Consider the following 16,886-nt stretch of genomic DNA (forward strand, 5'->3'; position numbering starts at 1 on the left):
ACCAATGCTTCACCCCGCAACCTCACAGCGCGGGTTCGTGTCCCTTCAGCCCTTGCCCTTTCCCCTGGCGACGGCGGCTTTCCCCTGGGACCGCCCGACGGTCCGTTTCGGCACCGCCTCCGCCATCGCCGCCTGGGCAGACTTCATGAAGTTGCTTTCGCTGGTGGTCACGCCCACGACCCGGGCGAGCTGCCGGCTTACGCTGATGTAGGCGTGGCCCAGGCGCGCATCGAAATACAGCGCGTCGCCGCGCGCCAGGTGAACCTTCTCACCGTTGTCGAAGTGTATTTCGACCTCGCCGCTGAGCACATAGACAAACTCCTCGCCGGGATGGCGCGCGAAGTCCCCGGGGCCCTCGATGCGGCGCGCATGCACGGTGCCGACCACCGGGCTCATCTGCTTGCCGACGGCCTCCGTGCCGAGGAATTCATAGGTCAGCGACGATCCCCGGTAGGTCACGCCCGCGCCGGCCCGGGTCACGACCGGCCCCTGGAACGGTGACGATTTCGCGCCGGCACCCGCGAACATCGAGCCCATATCCATCTGCAGCGCCTGGCCCAGCGCGGCAAAATTCTCGTAGCCCAGCGCCAGTTGCCCGCGCTCCGCGCGCGAGATGGTGGTGATCGAGACGCCCGACAGTTCAGCAAGGTGCGCCAGCGTCCAGCCGAAGGCCTTGCGCGCCGCGCGCAGGCGCTTGCCAAAGGTTTCGCGGTCGAGCGTGCGCGACTCGTCGCCATCGTTCCCGATGCCGCGGCCGCGCCCCTGGGCGGTGTGTGGTTTCAAGCCTGCGTCCTTTTTTCCGTTGCACGGAATGCTAACAGAGCAGACCGCGCCAAGGCTCATCCCCTGCTGCGCACCTTAGCGCAAAATTTGCGTATCCGCAATTTGCATATCCGCAAATTCTTGCCTACACTCACTCGCATTCCGAATGCAGGAGCGCCCCGCAAGCGCTCTCTTTCCACCTGATCCATGTACCCGACTCTCGCTCCCTTACCGATTCCAGCCGACTACCTCATCATCGGGGGTGGCATTGCCGGTGCTTCCGTCGCGTACTGGCTCGCGCCCCATGGCCGGGTCATCCTGCTCGAACGCGAAGCCCAGCCTGGCTACCATTCGACCGGCCGCTCGGCGGCGCTGTTCATGGAAAGCTACGGCACCACGCAGGTCCGCGCGCTGACAATGGCAAGCCGCGCCTTCCTGCAGGACCCGCCACCGGGTTTTGCCTCGCACCCGCTGCTCACGCCGCGCGGCGCACTCATGGTCGCCGGCCCCGGGGAACAGCATCTGCTTGACGCGCACTGGGAGGTGGTGCGCGCGGTGGATCCCGACGCCCGCCTGCTGAGCGCCGCGCAGGTGTGCGAGCGCGTACCGGTCCTGCGCGCGGAGCAACTGCTCGGCGGCGTTTTTGAGCCCGGAGCCGCCGACATGGATGTTGACGCGATCCACCAGGGCTACCTGCGCGGCATGCGCCAGGCCGGCGGCAAGCTGGTGTGCAATGCCGAAGTCAAGGCCATGGCGCGCGTGCAGGACCACTGGCGCGTGGAGGCAGGCGGGGCGGTCTATGAGGCACCGGTGGTGCTCAATGCCGCCGGCGCCTGGGCCGACGTCATCGCGCGGCTGGCCGGCGTGCAGCCGCTGGGGATTGAACCCCGCCGCCGCTCCGCCTTTGTCTTCGCGCCGCCCGTGGACATGGACACCAGCGGCTGGCCCATGGTCTTTGGCGCCGACGAGGACTGGTACATCAAGCCCGATGCCGGCATGCTGCTGGGCTCCCCGGCCAATGCCGACCCGGTCGAGCCACAGGACGTCCAGCCCGAGGAATTGGATATCGCGCTCGCCATCGACCGCATCGAGACCGCGACCTCGCTCAGGATCCGCCGCCCCGCGCGCACCTGGGCCGGGCTGCGCTCCTTCGTCGCCGACGGCGACCTGGTCGGCGGGTTCGACGACGCGGTGCCGGGCTTCTTCTGGGTGGCGGGCCAGGGCGGCTACGGCATCCAGACCTCGGCGGCCATGGGCGAGACCTGTGCCGCGCTGGCGCGCGGATTGCCGGTGCCGGCGCATCCGGCGTCGTTCGGCCTGAGCGCCGAGATGCTTGGGCCGGCACGGCTGCGCCGCCTGGCTGCTTCGGCCTGAATCGCGCCCTCCCCCAACCGCCCAATCCCAGACTGACCAGGAGCAAACTATCGTGCGTGTCTTCAGTGCCTCCCTCGCCACCGAAACCAACACCTTCGCGCCGATGCCCACCGGCCTGTCGTCCTTCAGGGATCGCGGCTACTTCCCGGCCGGCCAGCATCCCGACCAGATGACGTTTTTCTCGGGCCCGCTGTGGGCCGCGCGGATCCGCGGCAAGGAGCGCGGCTGGCAGCTATGCGAAGGCATGGTGGCCGGCGCGCAGCCCAGCGGCACCACGACCCGCCATGCCTACGAAACCCTGCGCGAGGAACTGTTGGCCGACCTGCGCGCGGCGCTGCCGGTGGACATGGTGCTGCTCGGCCTGCACGGCGCAATGGTGGCCGATGGCTACGACGACTGCGAAGGTGACCTGCTGCAGCGTGTGCGCGCCATCGTCGGGCCCGAGGTGGTGATCGGCGCGGAGCTGGATCCGCACTGCCACCTGACGCCCGAGATGGTGGCATGTGCCGACGTGCTGGTCGCCTTCAAGGAGTATCCGCACACCGACGTGCTGGAGCGCGCCCTGGAGTTGGTCGACCTGTGCGCGGCCAGCGTGGAAGGCAAGGTTCGCCCGGTGGCGGCGGTGGTCGATTGTCAGATGATCGTCACCGTCCACACCTCGCGCGAGCCGGCGCGCGGCTTCGTCGACCGCATCCAGTCGCTGGAAGGGCGCGACGGCGTGCTGTCGATCTCGGTGGCGCATGGGTTTTCATGGGGCGATGTGCCGGAGATGGGCACCAAGGTGCTGGTCTACGCCGATGGCAACCAGGCCAGGGCCGATGCGCTGGCGCGGCAACTGGCCGACGAACTGATCGCCATGCGCGACGGGCTCATGGTGCGCTATCCGGACATTGACACCTCGCTCGACGAGGCGCTGGCCTTTGACGGCGGCCCGGTGGTGCTTGCCGACGGCGCCGACAATCCCGGCGGCGGCGCAGCGAGCGACTCCACCTTTATCCTGCGCCGCATGATCGAGCGCGGCATCGGCAATGCGGCGGTCGGCCCGATGTGGGACCCGATCGCAGTGCGCATTGCCTTCGATGCCGGCGTGGGGGCGCGCCTGCCGATGCGCATCGGCGGCAAGATCAGCCCGCTATCCGGCGACCCGCTGGACCTGGACTGCACGGTCAAGGCTCTGCTGCCCGACATGGTGATGACCGGACTGTCCGACACGCCGATGCAGATGGGCGACTGCGCGCTGGTGGAGGCCAATGGCATCGACATCGTGCTGATCACGCTGCGCAACCAGGCCATGGGCACGGACATGTTCACCCAGCTGGGCTGTGACCTGGCGCGCAGGAAGATCATCGTGGTCAAGTCCTCGCAGCACTTCTATGCCTCCTTCTCGAAAGTGGCAAGGCATGTGATCTACGCCGGTGCCCCGGGTGCCGTCGCGCTCGACCTCACGACCTTGCCCTATCGCAAGATTCACCGGCCCAAGTGGCCGCTCGACAGCACCGCGGGCTGAGCGCCGGCCACCTGGCAGCAATCGCAACAACAACGACGACAACAACGAAAACGGAGACTGCAGATGGCACCAAATCGATCCCTGTGTGCCGCGCTCGCGGCGGGCGCCCTGCTCCTGGCAGGTGCCAGCCTTCCCGTGCTGGCGCAGACCAAGACGCTCAAGGTCGTGGCGCATGCCGACCTGAAGATCCTCGACCCGACCTTCACCACGGCCTACATCACGCGCAACTTCGGCTACATGGTCTACGACACCCTGTTCGCGCAGGACGCCAGGGGCAAGCCGCAACCGCAGATGGTCGAGAAGTACAGCGCCTCGAAGGATGGCGCGCAATGGAGCTTCACGTTGCGTCCCGGCCTGAAGTTCTCGGACGGCAGCCCGGTCACCTCGGCGGACGCGATCGCTTCGCTGCAGCGCTGGGGCGCGCGCGACAGCCTGGGGCGTGCCATGGGCGAAGCCGGCGCGGAGTGGAAGGCAGTCGACGCGCGCACGTTCACGCTGACGCTCAAAGAGCCCTTTGGCATGGTGCTCGATGCGCTGGCCAAGCCCTCTGGCTTTCCCCCGGTGATCCTGCCGGAACGCCTGGCCAGGATGCCCGCCACCGCGCCGCTGCCCGAGGTGCTGGGCTCCGGCCCCTTCATCTTCAAGCGCGACGAATGGGTGCCGGGCAACAAGGCGGTGTTCGTGCGCAACCCGCACTACGTGGCGCGCAGCGAGCCCGCGAGCGGCCTTGCCGGCAGCAAGCGGCCCCGCGTGGACCGTGTCGAATGGCTCTACCTGCCGGACGCCAACAGCGCCATCGCGGCGCTCAAGCGTGGCGAGGTCGACCTGATCGAACAGGTGCCACCGGACTACATCACCCCGCTGCGCGGCGACACCAGCGTCAGGATCGGCTCGGGCGGCGCCTACCAGGGCGTGCTGGTGATGAACCAGCTGCATCCGCCATTCAACAACCCGAAAGTGCGCCAGGCCTTCCTGCAGGCGGTGAGCCAGGAACGCTTCACCGCCGCCATGGGCTACCCGCTCGACATGCGCATGAACTACTGCGCCACCTTCTTCATCTGCGGCGGCCCCAACGATACCGCCGCCGGCGCCGAGCCCTACCGCAAGGCCGATCCGGCCCGTGCCAGACAGTTGCTGGGCGCGGCGGGCTACAAGGGCGAAAAGGTGGTGCTGCTGGTGCCGACCGACGTTCCCCAGCTCAATGCCGAAGCCCTGATGGCGGCGCAGACCATGCGCGGCATGGGCATGAACGTTGACATGCAGAACATGGACTGGGCCTCCATCGGCGCGCGCCGCGCCAGGCGGGACGCGCCCGAGGCCGGTGGCTGGAGCATGTACGTGACCGTGGCGGGCGAGTTCGATGCCGATTCCCCGATCACCAATGCCTACCTTAGCGCCGCCTGCGGCAACAGCCTGCCTGGCTGGCCCTGCGACAAGCCACTCGACGCACTGCGCACGGCCTGGATCCGCGAAACCGTGCCGGCCAAACGCAAGGAACTGCTCGATGCCTTCCAGAAGCGCGCCTATGAGGCGGTGCCCTATGTGAACGCCGGCCAGTACTCGGCGGCCTTCGCGGCGCGTGCCAGCCTCAAGGGCGTCGACAGGATGTGGGCCGGCATGCCCACGGTCTGGATGCTCGACAAATGACCGGCATGACCACGAAGCACGAACCACCGGGAGAGATACGACGATGAGCTACCTGCTCCGACGCGTGGCCGCGACGCTGCCGGTGATGGCGGTGGTGGCCGTGGTGGTCTTCCTGCTGATCCACCTGTCGCCGGGCGATCCGGCGGCGCTGATCGCGGGCGACCTCGCGACCGTTGACGACATCGCCAGGCTGCGCGGCGTGCTGGGGCTGGACCAGCCGCTGTGGCGGCAGTTCCTGCTATGGCTCGGCCGGCTCGCCAGCGGCGACCTCGGCACCTCCATTTTCACCCAGGTGCCGGTAGCCCGGTTGCTGGCGCAGCGGCTGGAGCCGACCGTCTCCGTCGCCGCGCTGACGATGCTGCTGACCTTGCTGGTGGCGGTGCCACTGGGAACGCTGGCCGCGTACCGCGCCGGCAGCTGGGTCGACCGGCTGGTGATGCTGTTCGCGGTGCTGGCCTTCTCGCTGCCGGTGTTCCTGGTGGGGTACCTGCTGGTCTACACCTTTGCCATCCAGCTGCCTTGGTTCCCGGTGCAGGGCTACGCGCGCCTCGCCGACGGCGTTGGCGCATGGCTGCACAGCCTGGTGCTGCCCTGCGTCAACCTGGCGCTGGTCTATATCGCGCTGGTGACGCGCATGACGCGCGCTACCGTGCTGGAAGTGCTGCACGAGGACTACATCCGCACGGCGCGCGCCAAGGGCCTGGGCGTGCTGCCGGTGCTGGGCCACGCGCTGCGCAACGCGGCGATCCCGATCGCCACCACGGTCGGCATGGGCATCGCGCTGCTGATCGGCGGCGTGGTCGTGACCGAGACCGTGTTTGCGATCCCGGGTGTCGGCCGCCTGGTGGTCGACTCGGTGCAGCGCCACGACTACCCGGTGATCCAGAGCGTGCTGCTGGTCTCCGCCGGGGTCTACGTGCTGATCAACCTGATGATCGACCTCAGCTACCGGCTGTTCGATCCGCGCATCAAGTACTGATGCCTTGCCGCGAGACCTGCTGACATGACCACTTCCCTGCCCGTGACCGAACCTGCCGTCCCGGCGGCCGATGAAGCGCCTTTCGTGCTGCCGCGCTGGCACTGGGCGCGCAAGCACCCCACGCTGATCCTGGGCGCACTGCTGCTGGCGGTGATCGCCATGCTCTCAGCCGGCGCGCCCTGGATTGCCACCGTCGACCCGCAGGACATCGACCCGCTGGCGCGCATGCAGCCGCCATCGGCCGAGCACTGGTTCGGCACCGACGCGCTGGGTCGCGACGTATTCAGCCGCGCGGTCTGGGGCGGCCGCGTATCCATGATCGTGGGCCTGTCGGTCGGGCTGCTCGCCACCGTGTCCGGCGTGCTGCTGGGCCTGGTCGCGGGCTTCGTGCGCCGGGCGGACTCGTTTGTGATGCGCGTGATGGACGGCCTGATGGCAATCCCGGGCATCCTGCTGGCGATCGCGCTGATGGCCGTTACGCAGGCCAGCCTGAGCGCGGTGATCGTCGCCATCGCCATCCCCGAGGTCCCGCGCGTGGTGCGGCTGGTGCGCTCGCTGGCGCTGACGCTGCGCGAGCAGCTCTACGTCGAGGCGGCGCATGCGGTCGGCACCCGCCTGCCGGTGATCCTGATGCGCCACGTCGTACCCAACATGGTGGCACCGCTGATCGTGCAGGCCACCTTCGTGGCCGCCACCGCCGTGCTCACGGAAGCCGCGCTGTCTTTCCTCGGCGTCGGCGTGCCTGCCCAGACGCCGAGCTGGGGCAACATGATGGCCGAGGGGCGCAATTTCGTGGCCGTGGCCTTCCACATCATCCTGTTCCCGGGCATCCTGCTGGCCGCAACGGTACTGGCCATCAACCTGCTCGGCGACGGCCTGCGCGACGCGCTTGATCCGCGCCTGGCGCGGCAACTCTGAATCCGGGAGCGCATCCATGACCATCACGATGATGTCGCGCGCAATGTCCCGCGCAATGTCCCGCGTTACACCGGCCCCGGGCGAGCCGCTGCTTGAAGTCGAGGACCTCCATACCCATTTCGACACGCTCACCGGGCCGGCCCGCTCGGTCAACGGCGTCTCGTACACCGTGCGCGCCGGCCAGACGCTGGGCGTGGTGGGCGAGTCAGGCTGCGGCAAGAGCGTGACGGCGCTGTCCATCATGCGGCTGCTGCCCACGCCGCCGGCACGCATCCGGGGCGCCGTCCGGCTGCGCGGCACGGACCTGCTGCAGCTCAGCGAACGCGAGATGCGCCGCATCCGCGGCAATCGCGTCTCGATGATCTTCCAGGAGCCGATGACCTCGCTGAACCCGGTGCTGACGATTGGCCGGCAGATTGCCGAGACGGTGCAGCTGCACCAGGGCGCGAGCCGCGCCGACGCGCTCCGGCGCGCAGTGGAAATGCTGCGGCTGGTGCAGATCCCCGAGCCCGAACGCCGCGTCAACGAGTACCCGCACCAGCTTTCGGGCGGCATGCGCCAGCGCGTGATGATCGCGCTGGCGCTGGCCTGCAATCCCGAGGTGCTGATCGCCGACGAACCCACCACGGCGCTCGACGTGACCATCCAGGCGCAGATCCTGGACCTGATCCGCCGCCTGCAGCAGGAGTTGGGCATGGGCGTGGTGATGATCACGCACGACCTCGGCGTGGTGGCCGAATGCTGCGACCGCGTGATCGTGATGTACGCCGGGCTCAAGGTCGAGGAAGCCAGCGTCACCGAGCTGTTCGACCGACCGCTGCACCCCTACACCCGCGCGTTGATGGCATCGATGCCGTCGATGAACACCAGCAGCCGCCGCCTGGCCGAAATCCCCGGCCTGGTGCCATCGCCCCAGGAAGCACGCCGCGGTTGTGCCTTCGTGGCACGCTGCGCGCATGCCGACGCGCGCTGCGCGCGCGAGTTCCCGCAGCTCACGCGCCACGGCAGCGATCATGCGGTGTCCTGCTTCGCTGTCGAGGAAGGCCGCATCGAATGCAACCCACAAGCCCAGGAAGCCATCGCATGAGCACGACCTCCGCCTCGCCAACGCCCCTGCTCAAGGTCGACCGCCTCACGAAACACTACCTCGCACCGCGGCGCTGGCTGGCCCCGTGCCGACCGCCGATCCAGGCTGTGGACGGCGTGTCCTTCACCGTGGGGCGCGGCGAGACGCTCTCGCTGGTCGGCGAATCGGGGTGCGGCAAGACCACCACCGCCAAGTCGGTGCTGCGCCTGATCGAGCCGACTTCAGGCTCGGTGCGGCTCGACGGCGAGGAACTGCTGGGCCTGCCGGCAAGCGCCATGCGCCAGCGCCGGCGCGACCTGCAGATCATCTTCCAGGACCCCTATGCCTCGCTCAGCCCGCGGCTGACGGCGGGCGAGATCGTCGGCGAGCCGCTGCGCAATTTCGGCCTGCAGTCCCGTGCCGAGCGCAACGAGCGCGTGCAATGGCTGTTCAGCAAGGTCGGCCTGCGGCCCGAAGCCGTGCGCAAGTTCCCGCACGAGTTCTCCGGCGGCCAGCGCCAGCGGCTGGGCATTGCGCGCGCCCTGGCCCTCAAGCCAAAGCTGATCGTCTGCGACGAGCCGGTGTCGGCGCTGGACGTCTCGGTCCAGGCGCAGGTGGTCAACCTGCTGATGGACCTGCAGGCCGAGTTCGGCATCGCCTACCTGTTCGTCGCGCATGACCTGGCCGTGGTGCGCCATATCAGCCACCGGGTCGCCGTGATGTACCTCGGCCAGATCGTCGAACTGGCCGACCGCGACACCTTGTTCTCCGCGCCGCGCCACCCCTATACGGAGATCCTGCTGTCCGCCGTGCCGGTGCCCGACCCGCGCATGCCCGCCCGGCGCCTGCTGCTGCAGGGCGATCCGCCCAGCCCGGCCAATCCGCCATCGGGCTGCCGCTTCCACACACGCTGCCCGCATGCGCAGGCCCGCTGCAAGGAACAGGCCCCCATGCTTGCCGAACGGCCCTCCGCCACCGGCATCCACCAGGTGGCCTGCCATTTCCGCTGACCGATACGCTCCTGCCCGCGAAAGAGATCCCATGTCCGACCCCACCTCCGCACACGCCACGCACTATGACCTGCTGATCGCCGGCGGCACCGTGATCGACGGCAGCAAGGCACCCCGTTTCAGCGCTGATATCGGCGTGCGCGACGGCTGCATCGCCGCGATCGGCGACCTCACCGGGCACACGGCCGACCTGGTGCTGGAGGCAACGGGCCTGATCGTCGCCCCTGGCTTTATCGACGCGCACACGCATGATGACCAGGCGGTGCTGTCGCAACCGGCCATGCCGTTCAAGATCTCGCAGGGCGTCACCACCGTGATCGCCGGCAACTGCGGCATCAGCGCCGCACCGCTGCGAGCCGACATGGACCTGCCGATGCCGCTGAACCTGATCGACACACCGGCGCACGGCCGCTTCACCACCTTCGCGGCCTACCTCGACGCGCTGCGCGCCACGCCGAGCTCGGTCAACGTGGCCGCCATGGTCGGGCATTCGACACTGCGCGCGGTCACCATGGCGGCGCTGGACCGGCCGGCCAAAGCCGGAGAGATCGCCGCCATGCAGGCGCTGGTCGAGGAGGCCATGCAAGCCGGTGCGATCGGGCTGTCTACCGGCACCTTCTACCCGCCCGCCGCCATGGCGACGACCGAGGAGATCATCGAAGTCTGCCGGCCGCTCAGTGACCGCAAGGCGCTCTACGTCACGCATATGCGCGACGAGTCCGACCACGTCATGGCCTCGCTCGACGAGACCTTCCGCATCGGCCGCGAGCTCGGCGTGCCGGTGGTGGTGTCGCACCACAAGGTGCAGAGGCAGGCCAACTTTGGCAAAAGCCAGGTAACACTACCCTATATCCGCGAGGCCATGAAGCACCAGTGCGTGTCGCTCGACTGCTACCCGTACACGGCCGGCTCCACCATGATCCGCACCGACCGCGGCATGCTCGACGGCCGGGTGCTGATCGCCGCCAGCGAGCCGTACCCCGAATGCGCGGGCCGCGATCTCGACGACATCGCCAGGGAATGGGGCGTGCCCAAGGACGAAGCCGCGCAGCGCCTGCAGCCGGGCACCGCGATCTACTTCCAGATGGACGAGGACGACGTCCAGCGCATCCTTGCCTTCGACGAAACCATGATCGGCTCCGACGGCATCCCTGTCGGCGCCAGCCCGCATCCGCGCCTGTGGGGCACCTTCCCGCGCGTACTGGGGCACTACTGCCGCGAGGTCGGCCTGTTCCCGCTGGAGACGGCGGTCTGGAAGATGACCGGGCTGACGGCGCGCAATTTCGGCCTGCACCGGCGCGGCACGCTCGCGGTCGGCCACCATGCCGACATTGTCGTCTTCGATGCCGCCAACGTGCGCGATGCCGCCAATTACGAGACCCCCACCCGGCCGGCCGAAGGCATCGATACCGTGATCGTCAACGGCGCCATCACCTGGCAGCACGGCGCACACTGCGGGGCGCGCAACGGGCAGGTCATCACGCGGCCGGCATAGCGCCGCGGTCACCTGGCGGGGTCGGCTGCGAAACTGGCAGGGCCGGCCTGCGCGGTTGGGTTACCATGCTGGCGCGCCGCGGCTGTTGTCCAGCCACCCGCCCCCCTTGCCACCACCCGATTCCGCCATGACGCCATTCAAAGGCAAATTGCGCCCGAGACACCTGGAGGTCATCCTGTCCGTGGCGGACCTTGGCAACCTGTCCAAGGCAGCCGAGCAGCTGCACATGACGCAATCCGGACTGTCGCGCGCCGTGGCGGAGGTGGAAGACATCGTCGGCGGCAAGCTGTTCGAACGCTCCGCCAAAGGCATGGTCAGTACCGCGCTGGGAGCCGTGATGTGCCGCTACGCAGCGCTCCTGCTCAGCGACATGCACAAGGCCGAGGCAGACCTGGCCGCAGTCGCCGGCGGCGGTGCCGGGACGCTGGTGATCGGGTGTTTCTCGATGTTCACCCGCTGGCCGGTGGCCGAAGCGATCCTGGCCTTTCGCAAATCCAGCCCCGGCGTGCGGATCACGGTAGAAGTCGGCAGGCACGAATCCCTGATCGAGCGGCTCGACACCGGCGCCATCGACCTGCTGGTCAGCCGCAGTCCGCGCTCACTGAACGGTCAGACCTATCGCACCGTGGAACTGGGCGAGGATGGCGTGGCGCTGGCCTGTGCACCGGACCATCCGCTGACACGGCTGGCGGACGTGACCATGGCCGATTGCGTGCGCTACCCATGGGTTTCCGCGCCGCCTGGCAGCATCATGCGCGAAATGATCGATGCCGAAATTCGCGAAGCCGAGCTGGAACCACCCGAGATCCTGGGCGCCCTGTCGCTCGAGCTTGGCCGCGAGCTGGTCTTGTCCGGCGGGTTTCTCTGGCACCTCGCGAGCAGCACCGCACGCCACCTGGCATCGCTTGGAGAAGTCGTGGTACTACCCGCGCGCTTCGCCCTGAATCCCGGCCCCATGGCGGCGATCTGGCGCCGCGACCGCAGCAGCACGCGCGCCGCCCGCGCCTTTATCGTCGCGCTGCGGCACGCTGTCGACGCGGCACACGGCGGCTGATCCCCGGCCTGCCCGATCCGCGCCATCACCGGCCGCGGGACGCGCCGCGCCCTGTCGGCGGGTCATGCGTACATGGCATGGCAATGCTCGGAACTGTCATGCCTTAAGCCCGCCTCCTGACACTACTATCGGTTCACTGTGGTGCCTCAGGAGCTTGAATTGATGACATGGAACGAAAAGACAGCTGTCGTATCGCTAAGCGGCGGCCTGGCCCGCGGCGAAGTCCGCGATGGCGTAGCCATTTTCCGGGGGCTTCCCTATGGCGAGCGCATCGACCCGTCGAGCCGCTTGTCAGAGCTCAGGGCACCCACGCCCTGGGCGGGTGAACGGGATGCGACAGGGTTGGCTGCGGTGTTCCCGCAGGCCAGGTCGCGGCTGGCCGTGGTGATGGGCGACGGCATCGACGCCAATGCGCAATCCGAGGATGCCTTCGTCCTCAATGTCTGGGCAAGTGCGGAGGCGGAGTCAATGCCGGTGTTCGTGTTCATCCACGGCGGCGGCTTCATGTCTGGCGGCGGCTCGGCAGCCTGGTATGACGGCGAACGGCTGGCGCGCGAGGGCCGCATGGTGGTGGTCAGCGTCAACTATCGTCTTGGCGCGCTTGGGCACTACGTGGACGGCGACGACACGGCCAGCGGCAACCGGCCGGTGCGCGACCTGCTCCACGCCCTGGCGTGGGTGCAGCGTCATATTCGGGAGTTTGGCGGCGATCCCGCTGCGGTGACGGTCGGCGGCCAGTCTGCCGGCGCGTGGTATGCGTGGCTGCTAGGCATCAGCCCCGCCGCGCGCGGCCTGCTGCGCCGAAACCTGCTCCTCAGCCTGCCGGCCGTGCCGCCGCAGACACCCCAGGAGGCCCGTGCCACCAGCGCGGCGTTCCAGGCGCACGCCAACGGCGTCCCGTTTGAATCGATGCCGGTTGCCGCGGTGTTGGCGGCTCAGGCCGAACAGATGCGCGCACTCGCAGGTTTCGGGGAGATTGCGGTTGGCTTCCGCCCGGTGGAGGAAGAGGGCCTGGTGCCCGGCTGGCTGTTCGATATGCCGCGTGCGGCCGCAGCCGCGCATGTCGACGCGACGCTGCTCGGCTTCACGGCCGAGGAAAACACGGCGTTCCTGTACGCGCAGCCGATGGTGGCCGGCGCCAGCGAAGCCAGGGTCCGGGACTGGTTCGACCGTACCTTCGGTGCACAGGCCGGGCACATTTATGACCGGCTCGCCGCGGCACGTGCCATCCCCACGCCCCCGACTCCCTACACGCAACTGATCGACGGCAGCAGCTACCAAGTCTTCGTGGCCGGCACGGAGCAGATCGCCGGTGCCTTCAGCGCCCGCGGCATACCGGTGTTCCCATATCGCTTTGCAGTACAGAGCCAGGTTCCCGGCCTGATGAGCCCGCATTGCATGGAGCTGCCATTCCTGTTCGGCAACCGGCCGGCGTGGGCCGACGCGCCGATGGTCATGGAAGTACCGGAGCCGGTGTTCGAACGCGTTGGCGCCGCGTTCCGGAACGCCATTGCCGGGTTCGTCCACGATGGCAAGCCAGGGCCCGTCCAGTCATGGCCGGCGTTCGTGGCGGCGGCGCCGCAACTCGCGGAGTTCCGCGAGGACGGCCTGACCATGCAGCCCTGGCAGCCGCTGTCGCCGGGATCCGGCGCTACGCCCGCCTGATGTCGCCGCGCCGAGCCGGCGCGCGCGGCACCGGCCGGTCAGAACTTCGGAATACGCAGCGTCTTGCTGACCATCAGCGTGCCCGACAATGCGAACAGCAGCGTCAGCGGATGCAGCACCGCGGGGCCCAGCACCCATGCGCCGCCCGGCAGCTCGCCGTCCAGCTGGCCCTGCCAGGCACACCATGCCAGCACCGCGGTCAGCAGCACGCTGGTCGGGATCGGCGTGCCTTCGAAGTACGCCACCTTGCCACTGTCGCTGTCCGCCGCCAGCGATTCGGCGGTGACGTTGAAGCGCGCCAGCCGGCTCACGCCGCAGCAGACAAAGTAGATCAGCACGGCCAGGTCCCAGCCGCCGCGCATGCCGGCGGCAAAGGCCAGCGTGGCCGGCCCGACGCCAAACGAGATCACGTCGGCGAGCGAATCCAGCTCGCGGCCCAGCGCGGAATGCGCATGGCGCCAGCGCGCGATGCGGCCGTCGAGCACATCGAAGATAAAGGCCAGCGGCGCCAGCGCCGCCGCCGTGAAGAAATGCGCCAGCTGCCGGTCGCCCACGAAGAACATGGCGAAGAACACCGACCCCATGCCGCAGGCCGCGTTGCCCAGCGTGAAGACGTCGGCCAGCTGCAGCTCGCGCAGCATCGAGAAATGGCGGGGACGTTCCGGCCGGGTGCTCATGGCGCGTGCTTACAGAACCTTGGCCACGTGATGCACGTTCGGCGGCGCGGCAAAGGTCTCGCCAACCAGCGAGCGCCATTGCTGGAACTCGGCCGATTCGCGGAAATGGACCATATGGTCTTCCACGGTCTCCCATTCGACCACCAGCGTGTAGTGTTCCGGCTGCTCGATCGAGCGGAACAGCTGCACGCCGTGGCAGCCGCGCGAGCGCACGAACAGCGGCGTGGCCTGGCTCACACCCTGCTCGAACTGCTTGTCCATGCCGGGCTTGATGGTGATTTGTGCGATTTCCTTGATCATGGCGGTTTTACCAGTGGAGTAGATGCCGGCGCACCGGCGGGTGTCTGCTACCTTAGCACGATCGCGGCGCCCCATGCCTGCTGCAAGCATTCCGTTACACGCGGCGGTTAGCATCGTCCACCCTGCCATGACACGCCGATCACGCCATGCGATTGCCCCTGCCTAAGCACCACCCTGCCCGTACCATATTGGCAACCCTTGCCCTGACCTGCCTGGCAGGCGCCCTGCCGGGCGCGCGTGCGTCATCGCAGCCATGCGGCACGCCCGCGACCCCGATCGCCGAGATCCAGGGCAACGCCGGGGCGTCGCCACTCGCGGGCCGCGTGGTGGAGATAGAGGCGATCGTCACCGCGGATTTCAGCGGCGACGGCGGGCTGCGCGGCTTCTTCCTGCAGACCGCGGACACGCAGCGCCTGCACCGGCCCGGCGTCTCCGAAGGCCTGTTCGTCTATGCGCCGCGCACCACGGCACGCGCCGGCGACATGGTGCGCGTGTCCGGAAGGGTCGAAGAGAAGTTCGGGCAAACGCAGCTGGTCCTGTCAGGCGTGCCCGCGGTCTGCGCGGGCGGCTTGACGGTGACGCCGCAGACGTTGACCTTGCCGGTCGCCGGCGAATCCGACCTGGCCGCGCGTGAAGGCATGTTGCTGCGCCTGCCGCAGACGCTGACGGTCGCCGATACGCACGAACTGGGCCGCTATGGCACGCTGACGCTGAGCGAAGGCCGCCCGGTCGCGCCCACGCAAATGGCCATGCCCGGCACAGCCGCGCTGCAAGCGGCCGCCGCCAATGCGCGCAACCAGCTGCTGCTCGATGATGGCTCCACGCGCCAGTATCCGGCCGTAGTGCCCTACCCGTCCCCGCAGCTGGCTGCGGACAATCCGGTACGTGCCGGCGATACGGTCACCGGCCTGCAAGGGGTGCTGGAAAAGCGCCACGGGCAGTGGCGCCTGCAGCCGGTGCCCGGTGCGAGTGCGCCGGTGTTCCAGGCCGCCAACCCGCGCCGCGGTGCGCCGCCGCGCCATCCGGCCACCGCGCTGCGCGTGGCCGCCTTCAACCTGCAGAACTACTTCAATGGCGACGGCCAGGGCGGCGGCTTCGGGGCTCCCGGCAACCGCGGCGCGCGGAACGCTGAAGCGCTGGCGCGCCAGCAAGCCAAGCTGGTCGCAGCGCTGCGTGGGCTGGACGCCGACGTGATCGGCGTGATGGAGGTGCAAAACAACGGCTACGGCCAGTCCAGCGCGATCCGCCAGCTGGCCGCAGGGCTGGGGCCAGACTGGCGCGTGCTGGATCCCGGCACGCCGGCCCTTGGCAAGGATGCCATCGCGGTCGGGCTGCTGTACAACGCCAGCACCGCCGTACCCGCCGGCCGCGCGGCCACCACATGGCTGGGCGAGCGCAGCCGCCAGCCGCTGGCCGGCACCTTCCGCGCAACGGCCGGCGGTACCCCGGTCACGGTCGTGGTGAACCATTTCAAGTCCAAGAACTGTACAGAGGCCGCCGGCGCACAGGCCGATCAGGGCGATGGCCAGGGTTGCTGGAATCCCGCGCGCGTGCAGGCGGCCGAGGTCCTGGCCGGATGGCTGGGCGCCACGCCGACGGGCGTATCCGGCGCAGGCGTACTGGTGATCGGCGACCTGAACAGCTACGCGATGGAAGACCCCTTGCGCTTGCTGGCGCGCCGCGGCTATGCCGACATGCTCGCGCAGTTTGCCGGACGGCAGGCCTACAGCTACGTCTACAACGGCCAGGCCGGGTATCTCGACCACGTTCTTGCCGATGCCGCCGCGGCCCGGCATGTGGTGGCCGTCCATGCGTGGCATATCAATGCCGACGAGCCCGGGGCCTTCTCCTACGCCCCGGCACCGGGCGCGCCGGCCGCGGCGGCCTACTATGCGCCCGGCCCCTATCGTTCTTCAGATCATGATCCGTTGGTGGTCGACTTCGCCACCAGCCCGCGCGCGAGGTAAAGCACCACCAGCAGATTGGCCGCCGCCAGCCCGCCATGGAGCCAGCTGGGGTGGACAAAGGCCTCGTACAGTTCCAGCGGGATATAGATCCCGCCGGACCACACGCCGATCCAGTTGCCCCATGCCAGGCCGCGCCACAGCCCGTACGCTTCGGCAAAGCGCATCAGCGCATAGACCGCCGCCGAACCGCCGACGGCCCACAGGCGCCCGTTGCCCGGATGCTGGAGCAGCGACAGGAAGATGGTGGGATAGTGGCTGGCCGGATTGACGTGCAGGCGCTGGATGATGGCCTCCGCCAGCGCCTGCGCGTCGCGGTGCAGCAGCGCTGCCAGGCCCAGGCCGGCAACGATCACCAGCAGCCCCTTGGCGGCCTCGAACAGTGCGATCCCTTTCAGGCCCAGTGCGCCCTGCTTTGCCATGCGGTGTCTCCGGTCGATGCAAGAATTGCAAAGCCGGTATTGTGCC

General features: G+C 68.7%; 15 protein-coding genes. 11 read left to right on the forward strand and 4 right to left on the reverse strand.

Annotated elements, in window-relative coordinates; all coding sequences use genetic code 11:
• Positions 1–45: 45 nt before the first annotated feature.
• The gene (locus ACZ5MJ_RS20045; protein WP_464225366.1) at positions 46–783 is read right to left on the reverse strand and encodes a helix-turn-helix domain-containing protein; all 738 of its coding nucleotides are present in this window, start codon (positions 781–783) and stop codon (positions 46–48) included.
• 186 nt (positions 784–969) lie between these two features.
• On the opposite strand from ACZ5MJ_RS20045, the gene ACZ5MJ_RS20050 reads away from it, so the two are divergent.
• From ACZ5MJ_RS20050 to ACZ5MJ_RS20095, 10 genes are all read left to right on the forward strand, one after another.
• Positions 970–2,136 carry an NAD(P)/FAD-dependent oxidoreductase gene (locus tag ACZ5MJ_RS20050; protein WP_464225367.1) on the forward strand — a complete coding sequence of 389 codons (1,167 nt, stop codon included), beginning with the start codon at positions 970–972 and terminating at the stop codon, positions 2,134–2,136.
• A gap of 52 nt (positions 2,137–2,188) precedes the next feature.
• A complete protein-coding gene (locus tag ACZ5MJ_RS20055) occupies positions 2,189–3,643 on the forward strand; it encodes a M81 family metallopeptidase (RefSeq protein WP_464225368.1) in 1,455 nt (484 codons plus the stop codon).
• A gap of 63 nt (positions 3,644–3,706) precedes the next feature.
• The gene (locus ACZ5MJ_RS20060) at positions 3,707–5,290 is read left to right on the forward strand and encodes an ABC transporter substrate-binding protein (RefSeq protein ID WP_464225369.1); all 1,584 of its coding nucleotides are present in this window, start codon (positions 3,707–3,709) and stop codon (positions 5,288–5,290) included.
• A gap of 43 nt (positions 5,291–5,333) precedes the next feature.
• The gene (locus tag ACZ5MJ_RS20065; RefSeq protein WP_464225370.1) at positions 5,334–6,269 is read left to right on the forward strand and encodes an ABC transporter permease; all 936 of its coding nucleotides are present in this window, start codon (positions 5,334–5,336) and stop codon (positions 6,267–6,269) included.
• Between the two features lie 24 nt (positions 6,270–6,293).
• Entirely contained in the window at positions 6,294–7,187 is an 894-nt protein-coding gene (locus ACZ5MJ_RS20070; RefSeq protein WP_464225371.1) for an ABC transporter permease, read from the forward strand.
• Between the two features lie 31 nt (positions 7,188–7,218).
• Positions 7,219–8,274 carry an ABC transporter ATP-binding protein gene (locus tag ACZ5MJ_RS20075; RefSeq protein ID WP_464226556.1) on the forward strand — a complete coding sequence of 352 codons (1,056 nt, stop codon included), beginning with the start codon at positions 7,219–7,221 and terminating at the stop codon, positions 8,272–8,274.
• Positions 8,271–9,263 carry an ABC transporter ATP-binding protein gene (locus tag ACZ5MJ_RS20080; protein WP_464225372.1) on the forward strand — a complete coding sequence of 331 codons (993 nt, stop codon included), beginning with the start codon at positions 8,271–8,273 and terminating at the stop codon, positions 9,261–9,263. Before ACZ5MJ_RS20075 ends, ACZ5MJ_RS20080 begins: the two co-directional genes overlap by 4 nt.
• 31 nt (positions 9,264–9,294) lie before the next feature.
• Positions 9,295–10,758: an N-acyl-D-amino-acid deacylase family protein gene (locus tag ACZ5MJ_RS20085; RefSeq protein ID WP_464225373.1), complete on the forward strand. Its 1,464-nt coding sequence runs from the start codon at positions 9,295–9,297 to the stop codon at positions 10,756–10,758.
• Positions 10,759–10,885: 127 nt separating this feature from the next.
• Positions 10,886–11,812 carry a LysR family transcriptional regulator gene (locus ACZ5MJ_RS20090; protein WP_464225374.1) on the forward strand — a complete coding sequence of 309 codons (927 nt, stop codon included), beginning with the start codon at positions 10,886–10,888 and terminating at the stop codon, positions 11,810–11,812.
• Between the two features lie 162 nt (positions 11,813–11,974).
• Positions 11,975–13,477 (forward strand): carboxylesterase family protein, encoded by a 1,503-nt coding sequence (locus tag ACZ5MJ_RS20095; RefSeq protein WP_464225375.1) that lies wholly within the window; start codon positions 11,975–11,977, stop codon positions 13,475–13,477.
• Positions 13,478–13,515: 38 nt separating this feature from the next.
• Here ACZ5MJ_RS20095 and ACZ5MJ_RS20100 read toward each other — a convergent pair whose 3' ends face one another.
• A complete protein-coding gene (locus ACZ5MJ_RS20100) occupies positions 13,516–14,154 on the reverse strand; it encodes a CDP-alcohol phosphatidyltransferase family protein (protein ID WP_464225377.1) in 639 nt (212 codons plus the stop codon).
• Positions 14,155–14,163: 9 nt separating this feature from the next.
• Entirely contained in the window at positions 14,164–14,454 is a 291-nt protein-coding gene (locus tag ACZ5MJ_RS20105; protein ID WP_464225378.1) for an antibiotic biosynthesis monooxygenase family protein, read from the reverse strand.
• A gap of 146 nt (positions 14,455–14,600) precedes the next feature.
• On the opposite strand from ACZ5MJ_RS20105, the gene ACZ5MJ_RS20110 reads away from it, so the two are divergent.
• Positions 14,601–16,421 (forward strand): ExeM/NucH family extracellular endonuclease, encoded by a 1,821-nt coding sequence (locus tag ACZ5MJ_RS20110; RefSeq protein ID WP_464225379.1) that lies wholly within the window; start codon positions 14,601–14,603, stop codon positions 16,419–16,421.
• On the opposite strand, the gene ACZ5MJ_RS20115 is transcribed toward ACZ5MJ_RS20110, so the two are convergent.
• Positions 16,373–16,840: a DUF2127 domain-containing protein gene (locus ACZ5MJ_RS20115; RefSeq protein WP_464225380.1), complete on the reverse strand. Its 468-nt coding sequence runs from the start codon at positions 16,838–16,840 to the stop codon at positions 16,373–16,375. The genes ACZ5MJ_RS20110 and ACZ5MJ_RS20115 overlap by 49 nt on opposite strands.
• Positions 16,841–16,886: the final 46 nt, after the last annotated feature.

The organism is Cupriavidus sp. LA-1 (genome assembly GCF_055385985.1).

Excerpts from the sequence above, each read along its gene's own strand:
- ACZ5MJ_RS20050 (WP_464225367.1), top strand. The coding sequence starts at position 970 with ATGTACCCGACTCTCGCTCCCTTACCGATTCCAGCCGACTACCTCATC.
- ACZ5MJ_RS20060 (WP_464225369.1), top strand. The coding sequence starts at position 3,707 with ATGGCACCAAATCGATCCCTGTGTGCCGCGCTCGCGGCGGGCGCCCTG.
- ACZ5MJ_RS20065 (WP_464225370.1), top strand. The coding sequence starts at position 5,334 with ATGAGCTACCTGCTCCGACGCGTGGCCGCGACGCTGCCGGTGATGGCG.
- ACZ5MJ_RS20070 (WP_464225371.1), top strand. The coding sequence starts at position 6,294 with ATGACCACTTCCCTGCCCGTGACCGAACCTGCCGTCCCGGCGGCCGAT.
- ACZ5MJ_RS20075 (WP_464226556.1), top strand. The coding sequence starts at position 7,219 with ATGTCGCGCGCAATGTCCCGCGCAATGTCCCGCGTTACACCGGCCCCG.
- ACZ5MJ_RS20080 (WP_464225372.1), top strand. The coding sequence starts at position 8,271 with ATGAGCACGACCTCCGCCTCGCCAACGCCCCTGCTCAAGGTCGACCGC.
- ACZ5MJ_RS20085 (WP_464225373.1), top strand. The coding sequence starts at position 9,295 with ATGTCCGACCCCACCTCCGCACACGCCACGCACTATGACCTGCTGATC.
- ACZ5MJ_RS20090 (WP_464225374.1), top strand. The coding sequence starts at position 10,886 with ATGACGCCATTCAAAGGCAAATTGCGCCCGAGACACCTGGAGGTCATC.
- ACZ5MJ_RS20095 (WP_464225375.1), top strand. The coding sequence starts at position 11,975 with ATGACATGGAACGAAAAGACAGCTGTCGTATCGCTAAGCGGCGGCCTG.
- ACZ5MJ_RS20100 (WP_464225377.1), bottom strand. The coding sequence starts at position 14,154 with ATGAGCACCCGGCCGGAACGTCCCCGCCATTTCTCGATGCTGCGCGAG.
- ACZ5MJ_RS20105 (WP_464225378.1), bottom strand. The coding sequence starts at position 14,454 with ATGATCAAGGAAATCGCACAAATCACCATCAAGCCCGGCATGGACAAG.
- ACZ5MJ_RS20110 (WP_464225379.1), top strand. The coding sequence starts at position 14,601 with ATGCGATTGCCCCTGCCTAAGCACCACCCTGCCCGTACCATATTGGCA.
- ACZ5MJ_RS20115 (WP_464225380.1), bottom strand. The coding sequence starts at position 16,840 with ATGGCAAAGCAGGGCGCACTGGGCCTGAAAGGGATCGCACTGTTCGAG.